This is a genomic window from Staphylococcus cohnii species complex 1663 (assembly GCF_041008415.1).
Classification (GTDB): domain Bacteria; phylum Bacillota; class Bacilli; order Staphylococcales; family Staphylococcaceae; genus Staphylococcus; species Staphylococcus ureilyticus.
Genome location: NZ_JBFDVL010000006.1, coordinates 37,200 through 61,031, shown reverse-complemented (window position 1 = coordinate 61,031; position 23,832 = coordinate 37,200). Strand labels below are relative to the sequence as shown.

The window sequence follows — 23,832 nt, the reverse complement described above, 5'->3', positions numbered from 1 at the left end:
TAAGCTTCATCGTAAATTTTGTGATTAACGTTACGCTTTACCGAACCAATTTACAGGCTCTGGTTTTGTGTTACGAAGGATATGTTTCTCAACTTGGTACTCTGCTAGACCTTCTTTTCCAAGTTCTCTACCAATACCTGACTGTTTATATCCGCCCCATGGTGCTTGCGCAAAATATGGATGGAAATCGTTAATCCAAACTGTGCCCATTCTTAATTGATTAACGACACGTTCTGCTTTACCAACATCGTTAGTAAATACACCGCCAGCTAGTCCATAAATAGAATCGTTAGCTAGTGTGATTGCCTGCGCTTCTGTATCAAAACCTTCGATTGTTACTACAGGTCCAAACACTTCTTCTTGAACGATACGCATTGAAGTATCACAATCAGTAATCACTGTTGGTTCAAAGAATAAGCCGTCTTGTAAGTCCTCACGTTCTGGGCGTTTACCGCCGATAGCAATAGTGGCATTTTCTGATTTAGCTATTTCTATATATTTCTCTATTTTTTCTCTATGTTCTGCAGAGATTACTGGACCCATTTCAGTTTCTGGGTTAAAGCCGTCACCCAATTTAATATTTTTAATTCTTTCAATTAACGCTTGTTCAAATTGTTTTTTTATTTTGTTATCTACTATGATTCTTGCACCAGCTGAACATACTTGACCTGCATGGAAAAAGCCACCATTTAGCGCTTGATCAACTGCAAGTTCAAAGTCTGCATCTTCGAATATAATATTAGGGTTTTTACCACCGAGTTCTAAAGCAACATTTGTTACATGATCTGCCGCTTGTTTCATGATATGTTTACCTGTTTGAATGCCGCCTGTGAATGAAACTAAATCGACATCTTTATGTGCTGATAGTGGTTCTCCAACTTCAGAACCTTTACCTAATACTAGGTTAATGACACCTTTAGGGAAGCCAACTTCTTCCATCAATTCAAACACACGGATTGTTGTTAATGGTGTAATTTCACTTGGTTTCATTACTAAAGAACAACCAGTCGCTAATGCTGGCGCAATTTTCCAAGATGCTTGAAGTAAAGGATAATTCCAAGGTGTGATTTGTGTTACTACACCAACTGGTTCTTTAACGACTTTACTTTCTGTATTCGGAATAGGAGAATCAATAATTTCTCCCCCATCTTTATCTGCTAACCCAGCGAAAAAGTTAAATACATTTGCAATATCGTCCATATCAGCATAAGACTCTTCTAATGTCTTACCTGTATCTAACGTTTCAAGTTTCGCTAATTCTTCACGATGTTTTTCGATCATATTAGCTATTGCTCTAACTTTCTTACCTCTATTTTCACTTGTTTCATTAGCCCATGTTCCTGCTTCAAAAGCGCGTCTTGCTGCTAAAATTGCACGTTCACTATCTTCTGCAGTTCCTTCTGCTACTTCAAGAATAACTGCTTGATTATATGGATTAATAATCTCTCTTGTTTGCTTATTTGAGCTTTCCACCCATGCTCCATCTATATATTGAAGACGAGATAAATGATCTACAAGTTCCATTAAAATTACCTCCGTTAAGTTTGTTAAATTTTTATTTAACGAATTTTATGAACTTTATGTTATCATAGTAGTTGAAAAAGTGTCAAATGTGTTTAAATATGATAGGGGTTTATGCATGCATCTTTTTTATATGGAAGGTAAACTATAGAAACTCACTATTTATTTTTCACTTAACTCTATAAGGACTTGAACGGAGGTGGACAATTGGTACATTCGACCAACCCTGATTATCAATTAGAGGAAGCTAAGGATATCGTTATTAATGCTATTGGCGAAACCATGGATTTGTACGGCATCAATAGAAGTGTAGGAAACTTATTTGGAACAATGCTCTTTGAAGACAGTATGACACTTGATGAAATGAGAGAACAATTACAAATGAGCAAACCCAGCATGAGTGCTGGTGTTAAAAGATTGCAAGAATTTGATATTGTTAAGCAACAATTCACAAGGGGAAGTAGAAAACAACATTTTGTCGCTGAAAAAGATTTCTTTAATTTCTTTAGTAATTTCTTTTCACGCAAATGGCGTCGTGAAATTGTTATTAATTCAGAAGGTGTTCATGATGCAGTAGCCATCCTTGATAAGATTATTGATAACAGCAAAGCAGATGAAGCTACAAAATCTGAAGCAGAGGAAGTTAAACAACAATTATTAGATACTTTACCTTATTATGAATGGTTAGATAATTTAAGCAATGCATTAGAATCTGGTGAAATATTTAAATATTTCCCAATTCCAGAAAAAAAAGAGTCATAGTTATGTTGGAAGCTTGCTTTTAACATTTTTAGTTAAAAAGCTGAGACAGTTTATAATGTCTCAGCTTTAAGTATGTGTTAATTGTGATTGAATACTATACATGCTACTCGTTTTACAAAGTAATCCGAATCACTGTCTCTATACAAAATAAGCGCACCACTATCTCACCGTAAAATAAGATAGTGGTGCGCTTGTTTTATATTACTTATCATTTTCTTTCCGTTCTCTTACTTGTGTTATACGTAACGAACGTCTTTCTACTTCCCTATATTTTTCGGCTCTATCTTCTAGTTTCAATCTATCTTCAGACAATGTCCTTAAGAATGAAATCATCATCATGACAAATATAGCCAACAGCGGGACACTAGCTAATAAAGAAGCTGTTTTCAAAACTTCTAACGCTCGTTCACCACCTACTAACATCAATCCAAATGGTAATAGACATAATGCAAAAGCCCAGTACAATCTATTTGCTTTTAATGGCTCGCCGATAACTTTCTTTTGAGAAGCTGCAGCCAAGATATATGAACCTGAATCAAATGTAGTCGCTAAGAATAAGAATGCAGATAACAAGAATAGTACAATGATTAAATTAGGGAATGGTAATTGATGCATAACTTCTATAATAGTAGCCTCTGTACCATGCGTATTTAAGAAATGGATCACATCGAATGAACCAGTGATTTGTAAATAAACTGCATAGTTTCCAAAAATACCAAAGAACAGTGCACATCCTAACGTCCCATAAACAATTGTTCCAAGCACAATTTCTTTAAGTGTACGTCCTTTAGAAATACGCGCAATAAACAATCCTATAAATGGCGCATATACAATCCACCATGACCAATAGAAAATCGTCCATTGTTGTGGGAAATTCGTTTCTTTACGACCACCTATACCTCCAAATGGTTCAATCCATGTAGCCATTTGGAAGAAATTTTTAATCATGTTACCCATACCAGTGATGGACGTTTCCATAATAAATACAGTCGGTCCAACAATAAATACAAATCCTAGTAATACAAAAGATAAAATAACATTCGCATCACTTAAAACTTTAATTCCTTTTTTCAAACCAGAATAAGAACTATATGCGAAGACAGCTGTAATTGTGAAGAGAATAATGCTACGCATCAACATACTGTCTCCAATACCTGTTAATTTTTCTATGCCTGCAGAAATCATTGGCACACCCAGTGCTAATGAAGTAGCTGCGCCACCAAGCAGACCAAAAATAAATAGAATATCAACTATTTTTCCTATAATACCATCTGTCTGACTTCTTAAAATCGGACGCATTGTTTGACTAATTTTATAAACTGGTTTTTTCTTAATAAAAACAAGATAACCAATTGCTAGTGCTGGCAATACAAATGTGGCCCAAGCAATTGGTCCCCAATGGAACATGCCATACATAGTAGCGTAATTCAATGCACTATCCGTCATTCCTTTACCGCCATGTGGAGGATCTTGATAATAGAATGCCCATTCAATAACGCCCCAATATAAAATATCTGAAGCAATTCCGGCACAAAATAGCATAGCTGCCCAACTAAAATTATTAAATTCAGGCTTGTCTGTCGCTTTACCAAGCGTCACATTACCATATTTACCAAATGCAATATAAAGTACAAATATTAACGTTGCAAGTCCAATCAATAAATATATTGAGCCGAGTGTACTCGACACGACCTCATTTAAATGCGTAATTATGTCCTGACTGGCCTTAGGAAAAACCATCATCGGAATAACTGCAATCAGTAATATCAATGAAGACCCTATAAAGGTCGTCCAATCCATTACTTTTACTCTTTCTTTTTTCACAATAGACACCCCTTATTGTTAGTAAAATATGTAAAAAATTTGCTAATCACTATAATTTTTTAGCAAAACCATTTATTAAATTACAAACATGAGCCTAACGAACTTTTAATAATAATGCAAATTGCATTCAAAAAACACAAACACAAAAGATGAATAAATATATAATATTTCTATTAGTCACAGTCTCTAAAATCGTTACAATCACAGTGTTAAGTTTAAATTTAACGAAATTAACGAACGGAACAAACTTTCTTTTTGTATTATTATGCGTTATTTATGTATTAATATTATTTTTTATATTTTTTCGAACAGTTGCTATTTTCCTTTTTCTATAGTAAATTCAACACACAATTAAGTTTCAATATACTTTATTTTTTAAAAAATAATATTGGTAATTCTCAATATTTAACAAAGGGAGTTTATATCATGTGGCATTATTATAAATTGTATTGGAAAAATGCGCTTGATTTTAAAGGGCGTGCTAGAAGAAAAGAATTGTGGTTTCCATTTTTAGTCAATATATTAATCACTATTCTATTGGCTATACTATTAGACTATATTTTCAAAATACCAACGTCGATAAGTGACGCAATTAGCGCTTTATTTACAATTATTATCTTTATTCCTGATTTTTCAGTGGCTACAAGACGCATGCATGATATTGGTCGGACGATGACTTTTCCAATTATATTTGGCGTCTTTTCCGTGTTATTTTTAATTGCCTCATTTATCCCATCTGGTGACGGCTTATTTTTCAATATTTTAGCAGTTATTTTCGGCATTAGTAGCATTATTTTCTTCATTTTAAATATTGTCGCTTTCTTTTACATGATTACCGATAGTGATAAAGTAGTTAATCAATACGGATTACCACGTAAGTAATTAGAAAAACGCACATAAAGAACGGGACAGAAATCATGCTTTACAAGCGATTCCTGTCCCGTTTTTCTTTTTGCAAAACTATTAATCCCATACTTTTCAACTAAAATAGCTTATAATTCATATATAATGTATTTATAATAAATGAGGTATTTAACATGAACAAAAATAAAATCATTAATTATTGGAATAAGCGTGCGACTTCTTTTAGCAAAGACAAGCAAGCAGAACTTAAAAGTGTGCACGCAGAAAGATGGCTATCTGAAATAAACCAAATTAAAACAGTCGAACCCGGTATGAAAATCTTAGACATTGGCACAGGCGCAGGTTTTCTAGCAATTCTATGTCAACAACAAGGTGCACAAGTTACTGGTATTGACCTTTCCCCTGAAATGATTCAATCTGCTAAGCAAAATGCATTACGTTTTAATATAAATGTCAACTTTCAAGTCATGGATGCTGAACATTTACATTTTGACGATGCGTATTTTGATCTAGTCATTTCTAGAAATGTTACATGGTTATTACCAGATACAAAAGCTGCCTACCAAGAATGGTTACGCGTTTTAAAACCAAATGCTACACTCATTAATATCGATGGAGATTATGGCAAGGATGCTTTTACAGATTATAGTGATATACCAAATCACCACGCGCATCATACTTTAGGAGACACGATGTTAGCAGAGAGTGAAAATATAAAGCAAAGTATTTCAATTAATCACTACGACCGCCCTCAATACGATTTAAATATCCTTAAGCAAATAAATACGAAACCCATCCATGTAGATACGACCATTCATAAACGCATTTATCAATCACATGATGAATTTTATAATCCAACACCTATATTTTTAATAGCATTAACGAAATAATAAATGATTATGAAACATACAACATAGCTAACCATATTAAAATATGAATAATTCGTTTCACATAGAGCCTACAACTTGCGTTGACACCTAATTTTTATCATACTATATATGAATAAAAGCAAAAGGAGTGGTAAGAATGAATAAAGAACAATTTGATAAAGTGAAAAACGGCAAAGGATTCATTGCTGCATTAGACCAAAGTGGTGGCAGTACACCTAAAGCATTAAGTGACTATGGTGTAACTGAAGATCAATATAACAGTGAAGATGAAATGTTTAAACTTGTACATGATATGCGTACACGAATTGTTTCATCACCTGCATTCAGTTCAGATAAAATCATTGGTGCAATTCTTTTCGAACAAACGATGGACCGTGAGGTAGAAGGTAAACATACTGGTGACTATTTAGCTGATAAAGGTGTCGTTCCTTTCTTAAAAGTTGATAAAGGCTTAGCTGAAGAACAAAACGGCGTGCAATTAATGAAGCCAATTCCAGATTTAGATAAATTATTAAACCGTGCAAATGATCATAAAATTTTCGGTACAAAAATGCGTTCTAATATTTTAGAATTTAATAAAACTGGTATTGACCAAGTTGTACAACAACAATTCGAAATTGGAAAACAAATCATCTCTGCTGGATTGGTCCCAATTATCGAACCAGAGGTAAATATCAATGCTGATAACAAAGCAGAGATTGAATCATACTTATCAAGTGCAATATTAGCTGAGCTAAATAAATTAAATGACGATGAACTCGTAATGTTAAAATTAACAATCCCAACTAAAGCTAACCAATATCAAGAATTAATCGCACACCCTAATGTGGTTCGTGTCGTTGCTTTATCCGGTGGTTATAGTAGAGAACATGCTAACGAAGTTTTAAAACAAAACAAAGACTTAATTGCTAGTTTCTCTCGTGCATTAATCAATGACTTAAATGTCAATCAATCAGATGAAGAATTTGATAAAATTTTAGCAGATACAATCGATTCTATCTATGATGCATCAGTAAACAAAGCTTAATAACCATTCAGCAATAGCTTTATATTTCCCAGGAAACTTGGCAATAATAAAGCTTAACACACACCCTGATCTTTAATGTCAGGGTGTGTTTTTATATAACAATGTTTAAATGCAATTTGTAATAACGTCTTACACACCTCAGTCAATATTACTTATCTTGCTATACTCAATCTAACTAACGCATTTTTTTATCAAAAAAACTCGAATACTGCATTTGAAATAACATGTGCTCACTGAGACTATTCCTTAATGTTTTCAATATTTTTTAGCAAGCATGTTTATTGTAAGTTTTTAAGAAATCCTTAAATAGACTAGCTATAAACCACGACAAACTATATAATTATATTAATTTGCTAATTATCAATGGTTTTAAGGGGAGGAAGTATGAAAAATTATCTACATAGATGGATTATTGAAGCGCTAAGTTATATGGCTTTAGGGTTATTTGGCTCTTTGATTATCGGATTGATTTTAGAAACGCTTGGAGAACAAACATTATTACCACAATTAAATCTGACATTTTTATCAGCAATCGGTAAAGTAGCAATGTCCATGACTGGTGCCGCTATTGGTGTGGCGATAGCTTATGGTTTAGGCGCAAAACCACTCGTTACATTTTCTAGTGTTATCGTAGGTACATTAGGTTATACAACTTTTGATGGTGGTCCAGTAGGCGCTTATATCGCTACAGTCATCGTTGTTGAACTGAGTAGATTATATGCTGGCAAAACAAAAATCGACATCATTTTATCTCCACTACTAACGATATTAATTGGTGGTTTTATTGCAAAGGCTTTTGGACCAGCATTAAATCAATTTATGACAGGCTTAGGCAAAATTATCATTGCATCCACGGATCAACAACCGTTCATCATGGGCATCTTAGTCTCTGTTATCTTTGGTTTAGCTTTAACTGCACCGATCTCAAGTGCAGCTTTAGCGTTGATGTTAGATTTGAATGGCCTCGCTGCAGGCGCAGCAACAATTGGTTGTGCATCACAAATGGTTGGTTTTGCAGTTACTGGCTATAAAGATAATGGTTGGGGTGGTGTGCTTTCTGTAGGTATTGGTACAAGTATGTTGCAAGTCCCAAATATCATTAAACATCCAATGATTTTACTACCACCTACTCTTACAAGCGCTATTGTTGCACCTATTATGACAACGTGCTTCCCTATGACAAATAATGCTGCAGGTGCTGGTATGGGCACAAGCGGCTTCATCGGTCAAATTATGACTATCAATACAATGGGTGGCTCTATACAGACTTGGTTCTTAATTCTTACTTTCCACATTTTATTGCCAGCCATTATCAGTTTCTTTCTTTATAGAATTTGTTTTAAAAAACAATGGATACGTCCTGGTGACCAACTGATTCACATTGCAAAATAGCAACGACATACAATATAAAACAAATCCTGAGACAATTTACATGTCTCAGGATTTGTTTATGTTCATCTAAATCAATGTAATGATAAATATATTTTCAATCTCACTCTACTCTTTATCCACACGTGCGTTTACAGGGACATTTGCAGTAGCTTTTCTTGTTTGTGTTACATATAAAATTGCTGCGATTGCATACCAAGCCAATACGATAAGCCATTCGGAAGGCCATGCTAACGATGATGGCATACCTGGTAAATAAATGACTATAAACAAAACGCTTAAAACAATAGCGATAGTACCAACGAGTTTTCCATTCTTTATACGATAGGGTCTAGCTAAATCAGGTTGCACTTTGCGTAACTTCATAAAAGAAATCGCTACAAGTAAATACCCTAATACCACACCAATACCACCAGCATTAACAATCCATACAAGTGCTGCTCTACCTAAAAGTGGTGCAACAAACGCTAAGATACCAAGAAACAAAATACCATGTGTAGGTGTCTTATATTTAGGATGAATAAATGCAAACCATTTAGGAATCATGTGATTTTTCGCCATAGCATACAGAATTCTACTACCACCAATAATAAAAGCATTCCAACTTGTAATAATACCAGCTACGCCACCTAATACTAGCAAGACGCCAAATCCACTATGACCAAATAAGTTAGCCATTGCATCTGCTGTCGCCAAATTACTGTTGCTTAGAGCTTTAGGTGATAAACCTGTTGCTACACCAAATACAATGAGCAAATAAAAAATCACAGAAGCGATAATTGATAATATTAAAATACCGCCAATTTTTTTCGCAGGTGCTTTAACTTCTTCTGCAATTTGTGGGATGACATCAAAGCCCACAAACAGAAATGGAATCATCATTAATACAGACATCGTTCCACCAATACCATTTTCAAATGGCTGTAAATTGTTGAAATTACCATTAAATCCTGCACCAAATACAAGTAATAAGCCAACGCCTACAATAAAAATTGTGAAAACTGTTTGCATGATTGCTGCAGGCTTTACACCAAAATAATTAAGTGAAGTTAAAATGACACTTCCAATTGAGCCAATGATCACCCATGTGAAGTATACATCCCACCCCGCGATATTCCACATCAATCCTTGATGTTGAAATGGAATAACATAGTCGATCACTGTGGGCAATGCGACCGCTTCAAATGTAATAACTGAAACATAGCCAAATAATACGGACCAACCTGATATAAAGGCAACGCCTGGTGAAAAAGCTTTTTTAACAAATACAAAACCGCCGCCAGTTTCCGGAATTGCTGCAGCTAATTCTGCATATGTAAGTCCGATGACAATGACTAAAAATCCACCGAGTAAAAATGCCACAACACTTCCTACAAAACCAGCTGTTGATACCCATTCTCCTGATAATACGACCCAGCCCCATCCAAGCATTGCGCCGATTGCCAGAAATAAGACATCAACAATATTCATCGTCTTATTAAATTGAGATTTCATTTTACATACCCCATAACATTCATTGAATTAAAAGTGAATGAGCTTAAATTTTCTATATTAATTTCAATCTAATCATCACTTTCTTGTTCGTTTAGATTCATACGTTTTGCTTTATTTACAACCAGTGCTTTCTAACTGGCACTTTAAATACCTATGGATAAATATTTTGTTTCTAAGTATGGCTCTATACCTTCAGTGCCACCTTCTCTGCCATAACCACTTTCTTTCAAACCACCAAATGGTGCATGAGCAGCTGAAGGACCACCATCATTCCACCCAACAACACCATATTCTAACTCATTATAAAGCTTTAATCCTGTACGATAATCATTTGTGAAGAAGTAAGAAGCTAAGCCAAATTCTGTATCGTTTGCCATTTTTATTGCTTCATCTAAATCTTCATAAACCATAACCGGTGCAACTGGACCGAAAGTTTCTTCATGCATTACTTTCATATCTAAATTCACATTAGAGATAACCACTGGTTTTAGGAAATTTCCTTTTAACGCTTGTATTTCATCTACTGACCGTGATAATTTCCCACCTTTAGCTTGTGCATCTGTAATATGTGTCATCACTTTTTCAACTGCAGCTTTATCAATGAGTGGTCCTATGTTTACATCCTTTTGCAGACCATCACCAACAGAAAGTTCGTTGACTTTCTCAATCAAACGGTTTGTGTATTGATCAGCAATATCTCGATGTACAAAAATACGATTCGCGCAGATACATGTTTGCCCTGCATTTCTAAACTTAGAAGCAATCGTACCTTCTACAGCTGCTTCAATATCAGCATCTTTATGCACAATTAAAGGGGCTAAACCACCTAGCTCCATCGTTACATTTTTCACACTTTGCGCTGACTGTTCAATCAGTGATTTTCCAACAGCAGTCGATCCAGTAAATGTCACTTTATTAATCAGTTTATGTGTGGTGAAGATATCACCTGCATCTTTACCAGACGCAATAATATAGGATATCGCATCTTTGGGTATGCCGGCTTCATGTGCTAGTGCAACTAGTTTAATGGTTGTTAAAGGTGTTTTGACAGCAGGTTTACAAATGATTGTGCATCCAGCAGCTAATGCAGGCGCCATTTTACGCGTTATCATCGCTGCCGGGAAATTCCAAGGTGTTATCGCCCCTACTACACCTACCGGAAATTTATCAATCACTATTTTCTTAGATGACGTATTTGCAGGTATCGTACGTCCATATACTCTCTTAGCCTCTTCCGCATACCATTTTACATAAGCATTCGCATATATGACTTCCCCTTTAGCTTCTGCTAAAGGTTTTCCACCTTCAAGTGTAATAAGCTTCGCAAGTTCATTCTGATGTTCATCAATGAGTTTCCCCCATTGATATAACTTTGCTGAACGTTCGTGTGCATCAACTAATTTCCATTCTTCAAATGCTGTACGTGCACGTTCAATTTGTGAATGGATTTCATCATGACTTGTGTAGTTTAAACGTTCTATAATTTCATTGGTAGAAGGATTATAAACTTCTAATTGACTCATTATTGTTCTCTCCTTTACATTTATTTTTGTTATGAGGTATGACTTAACTATACCCGTTATTTAAAAATAAAATTTTAAGCGTCCAGATGTGCTTCCGCTATACTCACTTTTTCAAATGTTTCAGACAATATTTCTAATCCTTGTTGTAATTCATCGTCTGTAATAACAAGCGGTGTTAAGAATCGTAAAACATTACCTTTAATACCAGCAGATAATAATAACAAACCATTTGCATTCGCTGTTTGAATAATTTTTCCAGTCAATGCTTTATTGGGCTGACCGGTTTGATCATCGACGATTTCACAGGCAACCATAGCACCAAGTCTACGAATGTTTGTGATAAATGAATATTGTTCTGCACTGCGATATAAGAAACTTTCAAGTTGTTTTCCAATTTGTTCTGCTTTATTGTTTAAGTCTTCTTCTTCAATGATTTCAATGACTTTTAAAGCAGCTTCACAAGCTAAGGGATTTCCAGCATATGTGCCACCTAGTTCTCCAGGAGATGCACTGTCTATAATTTCCGCTTTTCCAACTACACCGCTTAATGGAAATCCTGCAGCCAATGATTTAGACACAGTTATTAAATCGGGTTCTATATCAAAATGTTCAATCGCAAATGTTTTACCTGTTCGTGCAAAACCTGTTTGAATTTCATCTGCTACAAAAATAATGTCATGCGCTTCACATATTTTTTTAACTGCTTTCACGAATTTTTTATCCGGAATAATAAATCCGCCTTCTCCTTGGACTGGTTCCATCACGATACAAGCTACTTCACTAGGATCTACAGTCTCTATGAAAAAATCATGTAACTTATCAATCATTTGATCAATATAGGCTGCTTCAGATAAGTATTCGGATTTTTCTGAAATATTAGGGTATGGCGCTTGGTAAACCTCTGGTGCAAATGGGCCAAATCCAAGTTTATAAGGCCTTACTTTACTTGTCATAGACATTGTTAAATTTGTACGTCCATGAAAACCTCTTACAAAGGAAACAACTGATTGCCTTCCAGTGTGTTTCCTAGCAATTTTCACTGCATTCTCTACAGCTTCTGCACCTGAATTAAGTAAAATCACTTTTTTATCAAAATCACCAGGTGTAATCTCTGTTAATTTTTGAGCTAAGTTGAGATAGCTTTTATACATAATGACATTGAAGCCAGGATGTATAAAGTTGTCTAGTTGTTCTTTTAAATGTTTGGTTATCTTAGGGTGTGTGTGTCCAACGTTTAATGTACCAATTGCTCCCGCAAAATCTATGAAACGTTCACCTTCTATATCTGTGATCGTAGCACCTTGTGCATGATCTGCAACATGCAGATTACCATTCCCAACACCACGTGCTACATACTTATCACGTTGTCTCTTATAGCTTTCAAATTGATTTGTCATCAATAACCCCTCCTCTTTGCTTCTACATAAGACCTGTAGTTTTCTAAAATTTAAGGGATTATTGGTACAGTGTAAAGTACCAGTTATGACAATTTAATGGAACCAGATTATTCCCAAATGACTTCTTTTAATCTCTGTACTGCCTGAGGAATCTGCTCTTGCTTGATTTTTGAAAATCCTATAATCAGTGTTTTATATGAACTATTTTTTTCAAGCGCTTTCACAGAAAATCGATTTAGTGTATAAAGCTCAAGTTTCATTTCTTTAGCTCTTGATTCAATTTCTTGGTAGGAAAAGGGTGTGATAACTTCTACAATAAAATGTAAACCTGCTCGCGTATCTTTGATTCGAATATTACTTGTAAAGGTATCGGATAGATGTGTGATGAGTGTTTCTCGTTTCTTTCCATATATTTGATGCATCTTTTTTACATATTTTTCATAGTAGCCTTCTTTGATCATTAAATTCAATGTAAGTGCGTGAATCGTTGAAAAGTCAGGAATCATATTTAAATTATAGTGATCAAATTGTTTTACTAAATTAATTGGCAAAATCATATAACTCATGCGCAATCCTGGCATTAGCGTTTTCGAAAATGTACCTAAGTATATCACGCGTTCATTTTTATCAAAACTAAACAGTGAGGGGATATTATCTGTTTCATATTTAAACTCACTATCATAGTCATCTTCTATGATGTAACTTTGTGTTTGACTTGCCCAGTTCAAAAGATCAATACGACGCGATACAGGCATGATGATACCCATTGGAAATTGATGCGATGGTGTCACTATCGTAGCATCAGGTTGAGCTTGTTTAATTGCTTCAATAGATATCCCCTTATGGTCTAAAGCAATCGGTTTTAACTGTGCAGTTGTTTGACGAATTAGTGTTCTAAACCTTGAGTACCCTGGATTTTCCACTGCAATCTTAATTTCATCTGGTAATAATTGAATCAATTTGGTTAACAGTATATTAGTGCCTGATCCAATGACAATTTGTTCCGGATGACATTGGATACCTCTTTGATAAGACACTAATTTAGCAATCGATTGTCTTAACTCTATTGGCCCTTTAATTTGAGGTATTGAAGATAATTCATGATCATAATTTTCAAATACACGTTTAACGAGTTTAGTCCATACCTCTACTGGAAACGCTGAAATATCGGTACTCATATGAGAAAATGAATAATCGTATGCATCTTCAATTTGCTGTTCTTGAACATTCAAAGATATTTGCGCATTTGGATCAATGATCAATTTTTCTAATGGCTCAATAAAATAACCCTTCCGCTCTTCAGTATAAATATATCCCTCAGCCAGTAGCTGTTCATATGCTGCTTTTACACTATTCACACTAATATTTAAATGTTGTGACATATCTCTTTTTGAAGGTAACTTTTCATGACTTTCATATTTGAATGCGAGAATATCTTCTTTTAATTGGCTATATAATTGACGATAAATGAATTGACCGCTTTCCCGTTGCATTCAATCCCCCCTTTTTACATCATCTGTTCTCCAGTTTTCTCATATCACTCATTATAATGAAAATGAGGACGGTATAGAAATCAAAACGTAAATTTGATTCCATGTCACCGTCCTCATCAGACCAATCTTATGGTTGGAAAATTACAATATGTTATTGGAACTCCAGTGGCACCACGATCGATAGTTGCATTGATAAATACATATAGTCTTAGAACTTGCCACTTCAATATGCTTTATATTTTATAGAATTGGTGACGCTAATTTAGCGATCGATTGTTTGAACTTAATCCAATTTGATCGCTGTTCATAGCGCTCTTCTGTTAATTCCTTAGATACTTTCATATCTTCTATAAATGCTGCTTTAAGTTCTTTGACAATATTTGCATCATACATAAATGCATTAATTTCAAAATTTAATTCAAAACTACGTATGTCCATATTTGATGAGCCTACACTTGCTACTTCATCATCAATAATCATCATTTTTGAATGAATAAATCCATTTTCATACGTATAAACTTTGACACCATCTCTAATCAACTGCGCGACACTTGTAATTGTGGCCCAGTACACAAAAATATGGTCTGGTTTATTAGGAATAATTAACCGCACGTCTACCCCAGCTTTTGCAGCTATACGCAATGCATTGATATAACCTTTATCTGGTATAAAATACGGACTGTGCATATAAATTGATTCTTTGGCGTTCATGATCATTTTCATATAGCCAAACTCTATCTGATGCCAGTTATCACTTGGGGCACCAAGTGCAATTTGCATCGGCACATCTCCACCTTGATTTGCATTGTCTGGGAAATACTTATCATTATATTCCAATTGTTCACGGTGTGATTGAGAATTCCAATCGTGGATAAAACTGAGCTGTAACGCGTCAACGCCATCACCTTTAACTCTTAAATGTGTGTCACGCCAATAGCCAAATTTTTCATCTAAACCTAAATATTCATCACCAATATTAAATCCACCCACATAACCAGTCATACCATCAATCACTAAAATTTTACGGTGATTTCTATTGTTTAGTCTGAAATTTATTAATGGAATTTTAGCTTGGAAGAAAGCCTCTACTTGTCCACCAGCTTCTTGGAAGTTTTTGAATTTTGATTTATGTACCGTTTTAGAACCTACTGCATCGTAAAGTATTTTAACTTCCAATCCTTCTTCAGCCTTTTGTTGCAAAATATCGACAATTTCAGATCCCAACTTATCTAATTTCAAAACATAATACTCTAAATGAATATACGATTTCGCATTGCGTAAATCTTCTTTCATTTGGTCAAATAGCGCATGACCATCAGTATAAATGTCGACATTATTATCGTAACTTAAAAATGTTGGTTCTTTCGTTAGCAATGTATTTACAATATCTGCATGTTTTTTAACTAATCGGTTATCTGAATGATTAATCTTGTTGGTAGCATCTGATAACTGTGTTTTCATTCGTTCTTTCACGTCATCTATCTGATTATGGTGAAAGCCTTGTTCCCGTTTTTTCCGTACTGCTCGACCAAAGAATATATAAATAATAAAGCCTAAAATAGGTACTACAAATAGTAGAAATAACCATGCCCAAGTTGCTGTAGCATCTCTGCGATCTCTATCTAAGAATACAATAATAAAGGCAAGTGCTATATTAATAACAAAGAAAAACGCAAGTATACCTCGATAAATCGGGCTTACACTTGGATCAAAAATAAGTTGCATAATGACACCTCATCGTTTCTTTTAGATTTTAATGAAGACTACATAAGTCATCTATGTGACTATTAATGTAGCTCAACTTATCAAATCCAATTAATTTTAAAACTCATAGAAAAACAAAGCATGTTGTAAAATATCGTACAATATTTGAATGATACTGTCTATTGTTCTATTGTTTTTTCTATTGTTCGATTACGCCCTGCTTGTGAGCCGAATAATGTGATTAATAGTGCAGTGATTAATAAAATGCTTAATGAACCGATCCATTGACCTGTAACATCGTGTAATATACCAAATAATAAAGGACCTATAGCTGCAAAAAGATAACCCACAGATTGAGCCATACCAGATAACTTTGCTGACGTTTGACTATGTTCTGTTCTTAAACTAAAGAATGTATTAACAAGTCCAAACGCTAAGCCACTTGCAACACCAATTAAAATCGTAGCAATTAAAGCAAGTTGTGGTGAAAATAACATTATTGAAACACCCACCACAAAACATAAACCAGTGATAAAAGTTAATAAAAACTGTGATTTCATTTTGGTAGCAAATATAGGTGTAATAAATGTTAATGGGATGATGGAGATTTGCATAATTGATAAATACATCCCGGCTTCACTGATAGACATACCACTTTGAGATAAATATGCTGGCAGCCAATTGATTAGAGAATAAAAAATAAGTGACTGTCCGCCCATCAATATCGTTATTTGCCATGATAATGGCGACTTCCAAACATTGACACTCTCTTTTGGTAATGAGGCCGTTGTTTCTTCCTTATGCTTTAATTGAAACGCCCATATTATAATGGTAATCAATGTAATGACACCAATCGCACTAATAGCAATATTATAATTAAATGCTTTGACGACTGGCGCCGTTCCATATGATGATAATCCTCCAAACACGTTCATAACAACAGTATAATAGCCTGTCATCACACCTATATGTAATGGGAATTTCGCTTTGATCACTGCTGGCGCAAGTACATTACCAAAACCTATACCGACACCGATAAGAATGGTACCTATATATAACCACGAAACACCTGTGATAGAACGTACGATTACACCAATCAGTATTAGCCATAAAGCCACAAAAATTGTACGCTCTAATCCAAAGCGATAACTGGTTTTTGCTGCAAATAGCGAAATAATTGCGAATGCAATCAACGGGACGACTGTAATTACACTAACTGCACTGTTAGACATCGCCAAATCATTTTTTATATCAGGCAACGCAACTCCGATTGAAGTAATTGGCGCCCTTAGATTTGCACCCACTAATAAGACACCGATAAATAAAAGCCAATTAAACGGCTTTACTTTTCTATAATTTTCCATTTTGCTCACCTTACATCATAAATTTTCTAAACAACATTACATATGGTACAATATGTACGTTATAATGTAAATAGGAGCGATTCACGTGTATCATATTCAAAATATTATTGCAAAAAATTTAGCAACTTATCGTAGTAAACATCAGCTTAGTTTAGATAAAATGGCTAACCTAACTGGCGTTAGTAAAAACATGCTAAGTCAAATTGAAAAAGGCGCATCTAATCCAACAATTACAACATTATGGAAGATTGCCAATGGACTTCATTTACCTCTGTCACAACTGACATCAACAAGACAAGAACATATAAACTTCGTAGATGAATCTGACATTATTCCTATTGTTGAAGATAAAGTTAAGATCTTTCCGTATTTTCCTTACGATGATAGAAAGCATTTTGAAATGTTTAAAATGGAAATTCAACCAGGTGGTAAAATGATTTCTGATCCTCATCATATACAATCTGAAGAGTTTATCATTGTTAATTCAGGCACTTTAAATATTGAAGTCGAACAAACGTCTTATACAATTAGCAGTAACCAAGCTTTTCGTTTTAATAGTGATGTAGCTCATGGTTACTATAACCCAAATAATGAAGTTGTTATACTTACCGCCACAATACATTATCAAGTACAATAGCAATCGTAGTAAATTTGCACTCAACATTATTTAATAATCTCACTGCGACAAACAAAAGATAAATAAAAGCCATCATCAAAATGGTCATTAACCTTCTTAAAAATAACGCCAAATGAATACGGTGTGATGTTGTTGCCAAGGTATGACACATTCAACGCTGAACTATCACATACAATCCCAAACGGGGTAGAAATCAAATTTTATCAAATGATTTCTACCCCGCTTGTTTTTAGAAACATTTTATATATCGCGCTTTATTTAATATATAAAGATTTATTATTTTTTATATTATCTTGACGAAAAAAGTTATGTCATATATATTTGACACATCAGAAAGAAGTGATGATTTAAATTGAATAAAGTTAAATACTTTCGCAGTCAACAACAAATATCTCAACTTGCGCTTGCACGTTCCGTAGGCGTTTCACGACAAACGATTAATATGATTGAAAATGATAAATACAATCCATCATTAAATTTATGTATCAATATTGCACAATCATTAAATGTTACATTAAACGATTTATTTTGGGAGGATCATAACGATGAAGAAAAGAGATAAATGGTTATATCAAAACTTCGCCGGTTTAATTGATACACCTGATGAATATCAACGACATGAAATTGATAAAACATTAGCAAAAATTTCAATTATTGCTTTATATACGTTACTTGCCCTTGTTTATTTATCTATTTTCCTTGATATAGAGCGAGAATTTTTATCACCATTTACCGTTGGTGGTGCCCTGTTAATTATTATTCTATTCTGTAGAATGAGCATGAATCGTCTCGGTGCAGATGCTATTGAAATTGAAGTACATCAGCGACATACATATTATAAACTACTAAAAGAAACACGAAATAAAAGGATTATTTTCTTGGTTATAGCCCTAATTTATATGTTAGGGACTGCAACAATCACCGCACCACTACTTGCAGGAAATCCAATGAATTTTAGTTATTTATTAAATATAAGTACCTATATACCCTTTATATTGATTGTCATCTTTACAGTTAACAAAGATTCGCGCATAAAATTAATAGAATAGGAGGCCAATCATCTTGAATAATGAAAAAACACTTCGCTTAATTCCAAACTATAGATTTACTGATGAATATGAACGGCAAGTATTATTAAATCTCTATGCCAAACTATATGTCTGGATATTTTGGGGAACATTGATGATTTCCGCACTAGATTGTTTTATCTCTATGTATTTTCAACAAATACCATTTGTTAGTATCATTGCATTGATTGGATTGATGGTGGCTTCAATCATACTCACATGCGCACTTCACAATAAAAAAGTAGACCTATTTGATGTCGATTCTAAAGATGAATACCAAAAATATATCAAAAAAGCACGTAACGGCAGTATCCTATTTGCATTTATTATGTTTATAATTTTCAACATCAATAATTACCTTATTCCCTTTGTGACACACCAAGAACTTCCTAAAATCACAGCTTTAAGTTCTCAAATCCCAACGACTGCAACCATTGCCATGATTACAGGATTAATCATATATATGATAGCCAAATCCAAAATCATTCGTACTTATAAAAAATGAAGGCCTAATTTTATGTTGAAAGCAGCGTGAAAAATGCTGCTTTCAATTTTTAGTTATTTTAATAGATAAAGTACGACGTGCCATTTAAAATAAAAAATGCAAATCCATTCGAAAGTACAGCCCTCAAGTTATCGCAGTAAATAGCAATGCAACTTGAGGTGCTATCTTCAAAAATGAAAATGCATTTATTTTAATTATATACTGTTATACCTTAATAAACATCTTTTTATGTTTGAACAGATTAAGATACATGTGCGTGAATATTTCTATTCCAATTGCAGTTTAAGTTATTGTGGATATGTGTAACTTAAATCCCAACCGATATCATATTTATCAATCAACTTGGCATATTTCGCTCCCCAAAACATAGTATCTAGCTCCATTTGAACATTGCCTTCATCTTTCAATTGTTCATAAGCTTCTTCGACTGCCGCTTCACTATCAAATTCTAAAACAATATATACATTTCTATCTTGTAGCATTGTATCATCATCTTTGGGTATATCTGACAGCATGAATAAGTTACCATCAACTTCTAATTGGGCATGAATGATACGATTAGGATCATCTGCAACACTTTCATTCGCTTCACCGTATGTCATTGTATCTTTAATCTCTCCGTTCAACACCTTACTATAAAATGCCAAAGCGTCTTTACATTGACCGTTAAAAAACAAATACGGCACTGTCGATTTCAACATAATATCCCCTCTTTTTAAATATCGTTTTCTATTATCAAACATACCCTTTTAACATAATTTTAGACAATTCAAGTTTGATATCTAGATTTGAATCACACATACGTAATTACAATTTTTCATCTTTATAAAAACTTTTCAATATAAAATGCTGATTCTTCAATTGATTTGAATTCTGTATTAATAACTGTAGCATTTAATTTAGCAAATATTTCTTCGGCATACATTAGTTCTTCTTTAATTCTATCGACACTATTATAATCTGTAGGTCCATGTAAACCTAATACTTTCACGCGTTCAGTACGAATATTTAAGATATAGGTAGGACTCGCAGTCAAACCAAATACCTTTAAATTTTTATTTCTAAAAACCTCATCTGGAATATCCACTTCTGGAACTAAAGGGATATTAGCGATTTTATAACCTTTGTTTGCTAAATACATACTTAAAGGCGTCTTTGACGTTCGTGAAACACCTAAAATCAAAGCATCAGCTTCTCCTATATCCGTAAAATGTTTACCGTCATCATATTTTACAGAATATTCCATTGCCTCAATTCTTTTAAAATAGTTGTCATCTAACTTGCGCAAAGCACCACTTTCTAAGATGGGTGAACAATTCGTATGTTCTTGAATAATACTAATTAAATCAGACATATAATCAACATATGGAATTTGTTGCGCTTGAGCATATGCCTGACCTTTTATGTTAAATTCTGGATTAACTAAAGTCGTTATAACGACTGCACCACGCGCCTTAGCCAAAGAAAGCACATTGAGTAATTCATCTTGATTTTTGATAAAAGGAAATTTTTTAATTTCTATACGCGTGACATCTGGAAATTGTGTTAAGGTCGCATGAATCATTCGCTGTGCTGTCTCACCTATAGAATCAGATACAACGAATAGCGTTAACTGTGGTCTATCATTATCATTTAACACGTAATCTACCGCCTTCGACTTCACTTTGAGCCGTTGATAATAAGGCTCCTGGCACTCTAAATGGAGAACATGATACATAATCCAAATCTAGTTGATTAAAGTATTGAATTGATTTGTGGTCACCGCCTAATTCTCCACATACGCCAATTTTTATCGTTGGATTTGTGGCTTTTGCTTGCTCTGTCGCTTGCTTAATTAATTGTCCAACGCCATCTATATCAAGTGTTTGGAATGGGTCTATTGTTAATATGCCTTGCTCTGAATAAGCGCTAATAAATTTACCAGCATCATCACGTGAGAAACCAAACGTTAATTGTGTTAAATCATTTGTGCCAAAACTAAAGAAATCACATTCTCGTGCTAAATCTCCAGCGATTAGACATGCTCTTGGTGTTTCAATCATCGTTCCAATCATATAGTGAACACTTACTCCCATTTCAGCTTGTAAAGCTTCAATGCATTCAACAACTTGTGTCTTTAAAGTTGTGAATTCTGAAACAGTTGATACGAGCGGAATCATAATCTCAGGTTGACAATCAATGCCCTGTTTTTTAAGTTTCAATGCACTTTCCATAATAGCTTCTGCTTGCATAATATAAAGTTCAGGGTAAGTAATCGCCAAGCGACACCCACGATGCCCTAACATTGGATTAACTTCATTTAAACTTTCCATATAATGGTCTAACTCTGCAACAGACACGTTGAGTTGGCTTGCCACACTATTTTTTTCCTCTGTTGAGTTAGGTAAAAATTCATGTAAAGGTGGATCTAATAAACGGATAATCGTCGGACGTTCTCCAGATAACTTTAATATCGTTTCAAAATCTTCTTTTTGATATTGTTTAATTTTATTTAAAGCATTCACTCTTTTATCTTGTGTATCAGATAAAATGAAACGTCTCATTTCAATCAAACGTTCAGGGCCAAAAAACATATGCTCAGTACGAACTAAACCAATACCTTTCGCACCAAATTGGTAGCCAGCTTGAATATCTTGTGATGTTTCTGCATTCATGCGAACATCTAATCTTGCAATTTCTTCTGACCATTGCATAAATTGTTCAAAAGCCTTACTTCTCTCAGCTTTAATCGTTTCAACTTCTCCTAAATAAATATCACCTTTAGCGCCATCAACTGAGATAATGTCCCCTTCGTTTAATGTTCCGTTAGGATATGTTACTTTTTTATCCTTAACATTAATTTCAACGTCTGAACATCCTGTCACACAACATTTACCCATTCCTCTAGCTACAACTGCAGCATGGGAAGTCATACCACCATGTGTGGTAACTATCGCTTCACTTGCAACCATACCTTCAATATCTTCAGGTGAGGTTTCAGGTCTCATCAATATTACTTTATATCCCTGTTCAGCTTTGAATTTTGCAGTTTCAGCAGAAAACACGATTTCACCACTCGCTGCACCCGGACTAGCAGGAAGTCCCATTTTCGAAACAGCTGTAGCTCTCTCAAGTGCTTTATCATCAAAATTAGGATGTAATAATTGCTCAATTGATTTTACTTCTACATTCATAACTGCTTCATTTTTTGAAATAATACCTTCTTCGACTAAATCTACTGCAATATGAATGGCTGCATTAGCAGTTCGTTTACCACTGCGCGTTTGTAAGACATATAGTTGCTCATTTTCAATAGTAAATTCAATATCTTGCATATCTTTATAGTGTTTTTCTAATTGTTGAGAAACTTCTAAAAACTGTTGATGAACATGAGGCATTTGTGCTTTTAATGTGCTGATATCTTTTGGCGTTCTAATACCAGCGACAACATCTTCTCCTTGAGCATTCAACAAATATTCACCAAACAATTTTGCTTCACCAGTTACTGGATTACGCGTAAATGCAACACCTGTCCCACTTTGTGCACCACTATTACCAAAAACCATCTCCTGAATATTAACTGCAGTGCCAATATCGTGTGGTATTTCATTTAATTGACGATATACACGTGCGCGATCATTGTCCCATGATTTAAAAACTGCTTCAATTGCTTCTGTTAATTGTACAATTGGCTCCTGTGGGAATGGTTTATAAACTTCTTCCAAATAAACACTTTTAAAATGATCACATATTTCTTCTAAACCTTCAGCTGGAATATCTGCATCATTTTGGTAATTGTGTTGTGCTTTATATTGATTAAAATATGTATCGAATGAAGTCATCGGTATGCCGTATACGACTTCGCCAAACATTTGTAATAATCTACGGTAACAGTCATATGCAAAACGTGCATCATCTGTTTTTTCTGCTAATGTTTTAACATTAAAATCATTCAACCCCAAGTTTAAAATGGTATCCATCATGCCTGGCATGGAAATTTTTGCGCCACTTCTTACAGAAACTAATAATAAGGATTCTTTAGAAGAAAATGATTTTTGAGTGCGTTGTGAAAATGCTTCTAATTGTTCATGTAATTGTCCAACTAATTCATCTGAAAGGTGAGCGCCTTGTTTTAAATACTCAATACACGCCTTTGTAGTAAGCGTAAAACCGTCCGGCACAGGTAACCCTAACCGTTTCATTTCAGCTAAATTAGCTCCCTTACCTCCTAATAAATCTTTCATGGCTTTATTGCCTTCATCAAATGCATAAATATATTTTGTCATACTGATTCACCTCAAATTTTTAATATGTCATACTAATTATTATAGAGTATGTCATATTACTTTATAAAAAACAACCAAAATTTTAACGGTTGCTCTTTATCATTCA

Annotated in this window: 20 protein-coding genes; 9 read left to right on the top strand and 11 right to left on the bottom strand. The window is 34.2% G+C overall.

Annotated features, from left to right (window positions below; translation table 11 throughout):
- Window positions 1-30: 30 nt before the first annotated feature.
- Window positions 31-1,524 carry a betaine-aldehyde dehydrogenase gene (gene betB, locus AB1J10_RS08785; protein ID WP_107520873.1) on the bottom strand — a complete coding sequence of 498 codons (1,494 nt, stop codon included), beginning with the start codon at window positions 1,522-1,524 and terminating at the stop codon, window positions 31-33.
- Between the two features lie 204 nt (window positions 1,525-1,728).
- Between betB and cudC the strand changes: the two genes are divergently transcribed.
- Window positions 1,729-2,283, top strand: a complete 555-nt coding sequence (gene cudC / locus AB1J10_RS08780; RefSeq protein ID WP_046206624.1) for a choline uptake/conversion transcriptional regulator CudC — start codon at window positions 1,729-1,731, stop codon at window positions 2,281-2,283.
- A 201-nt stretch (window positions 2,284-2,484) separates the two neighbouring features.
- On the opposite strand, the gene AB1J10_RS08775 is transcribed toward cudC, so the two are convergent.
- The gene (locus tag AB1J10_RS08775; protein WP_103161376.1) at window positions 2,485-4,107 is read right to left on the bottom strand and encodes a BCCT family transporter; all 1,623 of its coding nucleotides are present in this window, start codon (window positions 4,105-4,107) and stop codon (window positions 2,485-2,487) included.
- 426 nt (window positions 4,108-4,533) lie between these two features.
- Here AB1J10_RS08775 and AB1J10_RS08770 point away from each other — a divergent pair, with 426 nt between their 5' ends.
- From AB1J10_RS08770 to AB1J10_RS08755, 4 genes are all read left to right on the top strand, one after another.
- Window positions 4,534-4,989, top strand: coding sequence for a DUF805 domain-containing protein (locus AB1J10_RS08770; protein ID WP_064209166.1), 456 nt, complete (start codon window positions 4,534-4,536; stop codon window positions 4,987-4,989).
- A 155-nt stretch (window positions 4,990-5,144) separates the two neighbouring features.
- Complete coding sequence (locus tag AB1J10_RS08765; protein ID WP_107520710.1) at window positions 5,145-5,861, top strand: class I SAM-dependent methyltransferase; 717 nt, start codon at window positions 5,145-5,147, stop codon at window positions 5,859-5,861.
- Window positions 5,862-5,997: 136 nt separating this feature from the next.
- Entirely contained in the window at window positions 5,998-6,888 is an 891-nt protein-coding gene (locus tag AB1J10_RS08760; protein ID WP_046206621.1) for a fructose bisphosphate aldolase, read from the top strand.
- 384 nt (window positions 6,889-7,272) lie between these two features.
- A complete protein-coding gene (locus AB1J10_RS08755) occupies window positions 7,273-8,280 on the top strand; it encodes a PTS transporter subunit IIC (protein WP_107520711.1) in 1,008 nt (335 codons plus the stop codon).
- 105 nt (window positions 8,281-8,385) lie between these two features.
- On the opposite strand, the gene AB1J10_RS08750 is transcribed toward AB1J10_RS08755, so the two are convergent.
- The 6 genes from AB1J10_RS08750 to AB1J10_RS08725 all read right to left on the bottom strand — a co-directional run bounded on the left by AB1J10_RS08750 (window position 8,386) and on the right by AB1J10_RS08725 (window position 17,252).
- Entirely contained in the window at window positions 8,386-9,771 is a 1,386-nt protein-coding gene (locus tag AB1J10_RS08750; RefSeq protein ID WP_064209163.1) for an APC family permease, read from the bottom strand.
- 143 nt (window positions 9,772-9,914) lie between these two features.
- Window positions 9,915-11,294 carry an NAD-dependent succinate-semialdehyde dehydrogenase gene (locus AB1J10_RS08745; protein WP_204985088.1) on the bottom strand — a complete coding sequence of 460 codons (1,380 nt, stop codon included), beginning with the start codon at window positions 11,292-11,294 and terminating at the stop codon, window positions 9,915-9,917.
- 74 nt (window positions 11,295-11,368) lie between these two features.
- Window positions 11,369-12,691: a 4-aminobutyrate--2-oxoglutarate transaminase gene (gene gabT / locus AB1J10_RS08740; RefSeq protein ID WP_107520713.1), complete on the bottom strand. Its 1,323-nt coding sequence runs from the start codon at window positions 12,689-12,691 to the stop codon at window positions 11,369-11,371.
- Between the two features lie 107 nt (window positions 12,692-12,798).
- Window positions 12,799-14,184 (bottom strand): MocR-like transcriptional regulator GabR, encoded by a 1,386-nt coding sequence (gene gabR, locus AB1J10_RS08735; protein WP_105873979.1) that lies wholly within the window; start codon window positions 14,182-14,184, stop codon window positions 12,799-12,801.
- Window positions 14,185-14,424: 240 nt separating this feature from the next.
- Window positions 14,425-15,909, bottom strand: a complete 1,485-nt coding sequence (gene cls / locus AB1J10_RS08730) for a cardiolipin synthase (protein WP_070658045.1) — start codon at window positions 15,907-15,909, stop codon at window positions 14,425-14,427.
- A gap of 158 nt (window positions 15,910-16,067) precedes the next feature.
- The gene (locus AB1J10_RS08725) at window positions 16,068-17,252 is read right to left on the bottom strand and encodes a CynX/NimT family MFS transporter (protein ID WP_070037129.1); all 1,185 of its coding nucleotides are present in this window, start codon (window positions 17,250-17,252) and stop codon (window positions 16,068-16,070) included.
- A gap of 85 nt (window positions 17,253-17,337) precedes the next feature.
- Here AB1J10_RS08725 and AB1J10_RS08720 point away from each other — a divergent pair, with 85 nt between their 5' ends.
- The 4 genes from AB1J10_RS08720 to AB1J10_RS08705 all read left to right on the top strand — a co-directional run bounded on the left by AB1J10_RS08720 (window position 17,338) and on the right by AB1J10_RS08705 (window position 19,461).
- On the top strand, window positions 17,338-17,889 hold the full coding sequence (locus AB1J10_RS08720) for a helix-turn-helix domain-containing protein (protein WP_070037126.1): 552 nt from the start codon (window positions 17,338-17,340) through the stop codon (window positions 17,887-17,889).
- 352 nt (window positions 17,890-18,241) lie between these two features.
- Window positions 18,242-18,451, top strand: coding sequence for a helix-turn-helix transcriptional regulator (locus AB1J10_RS08715; RefSeq protein ID WP_046206612.1), 210 nt, complete (start codon window positions 18,242-18,244; stop codon window positions 18,449-18,451).
- Complete coding sequence (locus tag AB1J10_RS08710) at window positions 18,435-18,938, top strand: hypothetical protein (protein ID WP_070658050.1); 504 nt, start codon at window positions 18,435-18,437, stop codon at window positions 18,936-18,938. The genes AB1J10_RS08715 and AB1J10_RS08710 overlap by 17 nt, the downstream gene beginning before the upstream one ends.
- Window positions 18,939-18,951: 13 nt before the next feature.
- Entirely contained in the window at window positions 18,952-19,461 is a 510-nt protein-coding gene (locus AB1J10_RS08705; protein ID WP_064209156.1) for a DUF3278 domain-containing protein, read from the top strand.
- A 287-nt stretch (window positions 19,462-19,748) separates the two neighbouring features.
- On the opposite strand, the gene AB1J10_RS08700 is transcribed toward AB1J10_RS08705, so the two are convergent.
- The 3 genes from AB1J10_RS08700 to ppdK all read right to left on the bottom strand — a co-directional run bounded on the left by AB1J10_RS08700 (window position 19,749) and on the right by ppdK (window position 23,726).
- Window positions 19,749-20,162 carry a VOC family protein gene (locus AB1J10_RS08700; RefSeq protein WP_064209155.1) on the bottom strand — a complete coding sequence of 138 codons (414 nt, stop codon included), beginning with the start codon at window positions 20,160-20,162 and terminating at the stop codon, window positions 19,749-19,751.
- A 122-nt stretch (window positions 20,163-20,284) separates the two neighbouring features.
- Entirely contained in the window at window positions 20,285-21,100 is an 816-nt protein-coding gene (locus tag AB1J10_RS08695) for a pyruvate, water dikinase regulatory protein (RefSeq protein ID WP_064209154.1), read from the bottom strand.
- Window positions 21,090-23,726 carry a pyruvate, phosphate dikinase gene (ppdK, locus tag AB1J10_RS08690; RefSeq protein ID WP_070658053.1) on the bottom strand — a complete coding sequence of 879 codons (2,637 nt, stop codon included), beginning with the start codon at window positions 23,724-23,726 and terminating at the stop codon, window positions 21,090-21,092. The genes AB1J10_RS08695 and ppdK overlap by 11 nt, the downstream gene beginning before the upstream one ends.
- Between the last annotated feature and the right edge of the window lie 106 nt (window positions 23,727-23,832).

What these genes read in the sequence shown, in the direction of transcription:
- betB (WP_107520873.1), bottom strand. Translation starts at nt 1,524, where the DNA reads ATGGAACTTGTAGATCATTTATCTCGTCTTCAATATATAGATGGAGCA.
- AB1J10_RS08770 (WP_064209166.1), top strand. Translation starts at nt 4,534, where the DNA reads ATGTGGCATTATTATAAATTGTATTGGAAAAATGCGCTTGATTTTAAA.
- AB1J10_RS08765 (WP_107520710.1), top strand. Translation starts at nt 5,145, where the DNA reads ATGAACAAAAATAAAATCATTAATTATTGGAATAAGCGTGCGACTTCT.
- AB1J10_RS08760 (WP_046206621.1), top strand. Translation starts at nt 5,998, where the DNA reads ATGAATAAAGAACAATTTGATAAAGTGAAAAACGGCAAAGGATTCATT.
- AB1J10_RS08755 (WP_107520711.1), top strand. Translation starts at nt 7,273, where the DNA reads ATGAAAAATTATCTACATAGATGGATTATTGAAGCGCTAAGTTATATG.
- AB1J10_RS08750 (WP_064209163.1), bottom strand. Translation starts at nt 9,771, where the DNA reads ATGAAATCTCAATTTAATAAGACGATGAATATTGTTGATGTCTTATTT.
- AB1J10_RS08745 (WP_204985088.1), bottom strand. Translation starts at nt 11,294, where the DNA reads ATGAGTCAATTAGAAGTTTATAATCCTTCTACCAATGAAATTATAGAA.
- gabT (WP_107520713.1), bottom strand. Translation starts at nt 12,691, where the DNA reads ATGACAAATCAATTTGAAAGCTATAAGAGACAACGTGATAAGTATGTA.
- gabR (WP_105873979.1), bottom strand. Translation starts at nt 14,184, where the DNA reads ATGCAACGGGAAAGCGGTCAATTCATTTATCGTCAATTATATAGCCAA.
- cls (WP_070658045.1), bottom strand. Translation starts at nt 15,909, where the DNA reads ATGCAACTTATTTTTGATCCAAGTGTAAGCCCGATTTATCGAGGTATA.
- AB1J10_RS08725 (WP_070037129.1), bottom strand. Translation starts at nt 17,252, where the DNA reads ATGGAAAATTATAGAAAAGTAAAGCCGTTTAATTGGCTTTTATTTATC.
- AB1J10_RS08710 (WP_070658050.1), top strand. Translation starts at nt 18,435, where the DNA reads ATGAAGAAAAGAGATAAATGGTTATATCAAAACTTCGCCGGTTTAATT.
- AB1J10_RS08700 (WP_064209155.1), bottom strand. Translation starts at nt 20,162, where the DNA reads ATGTTGAAATCGACAGTGCCGTATTTGTTTTTTAACGGTCAATGTAAA.
- ppdK (WP_070658053.1), bottom strand. Translation starts at nt 23,726, where the DNA reads ATGACAAAATATATTTATGCATTTGATGAAGGCAATAAAGCCATGAAA.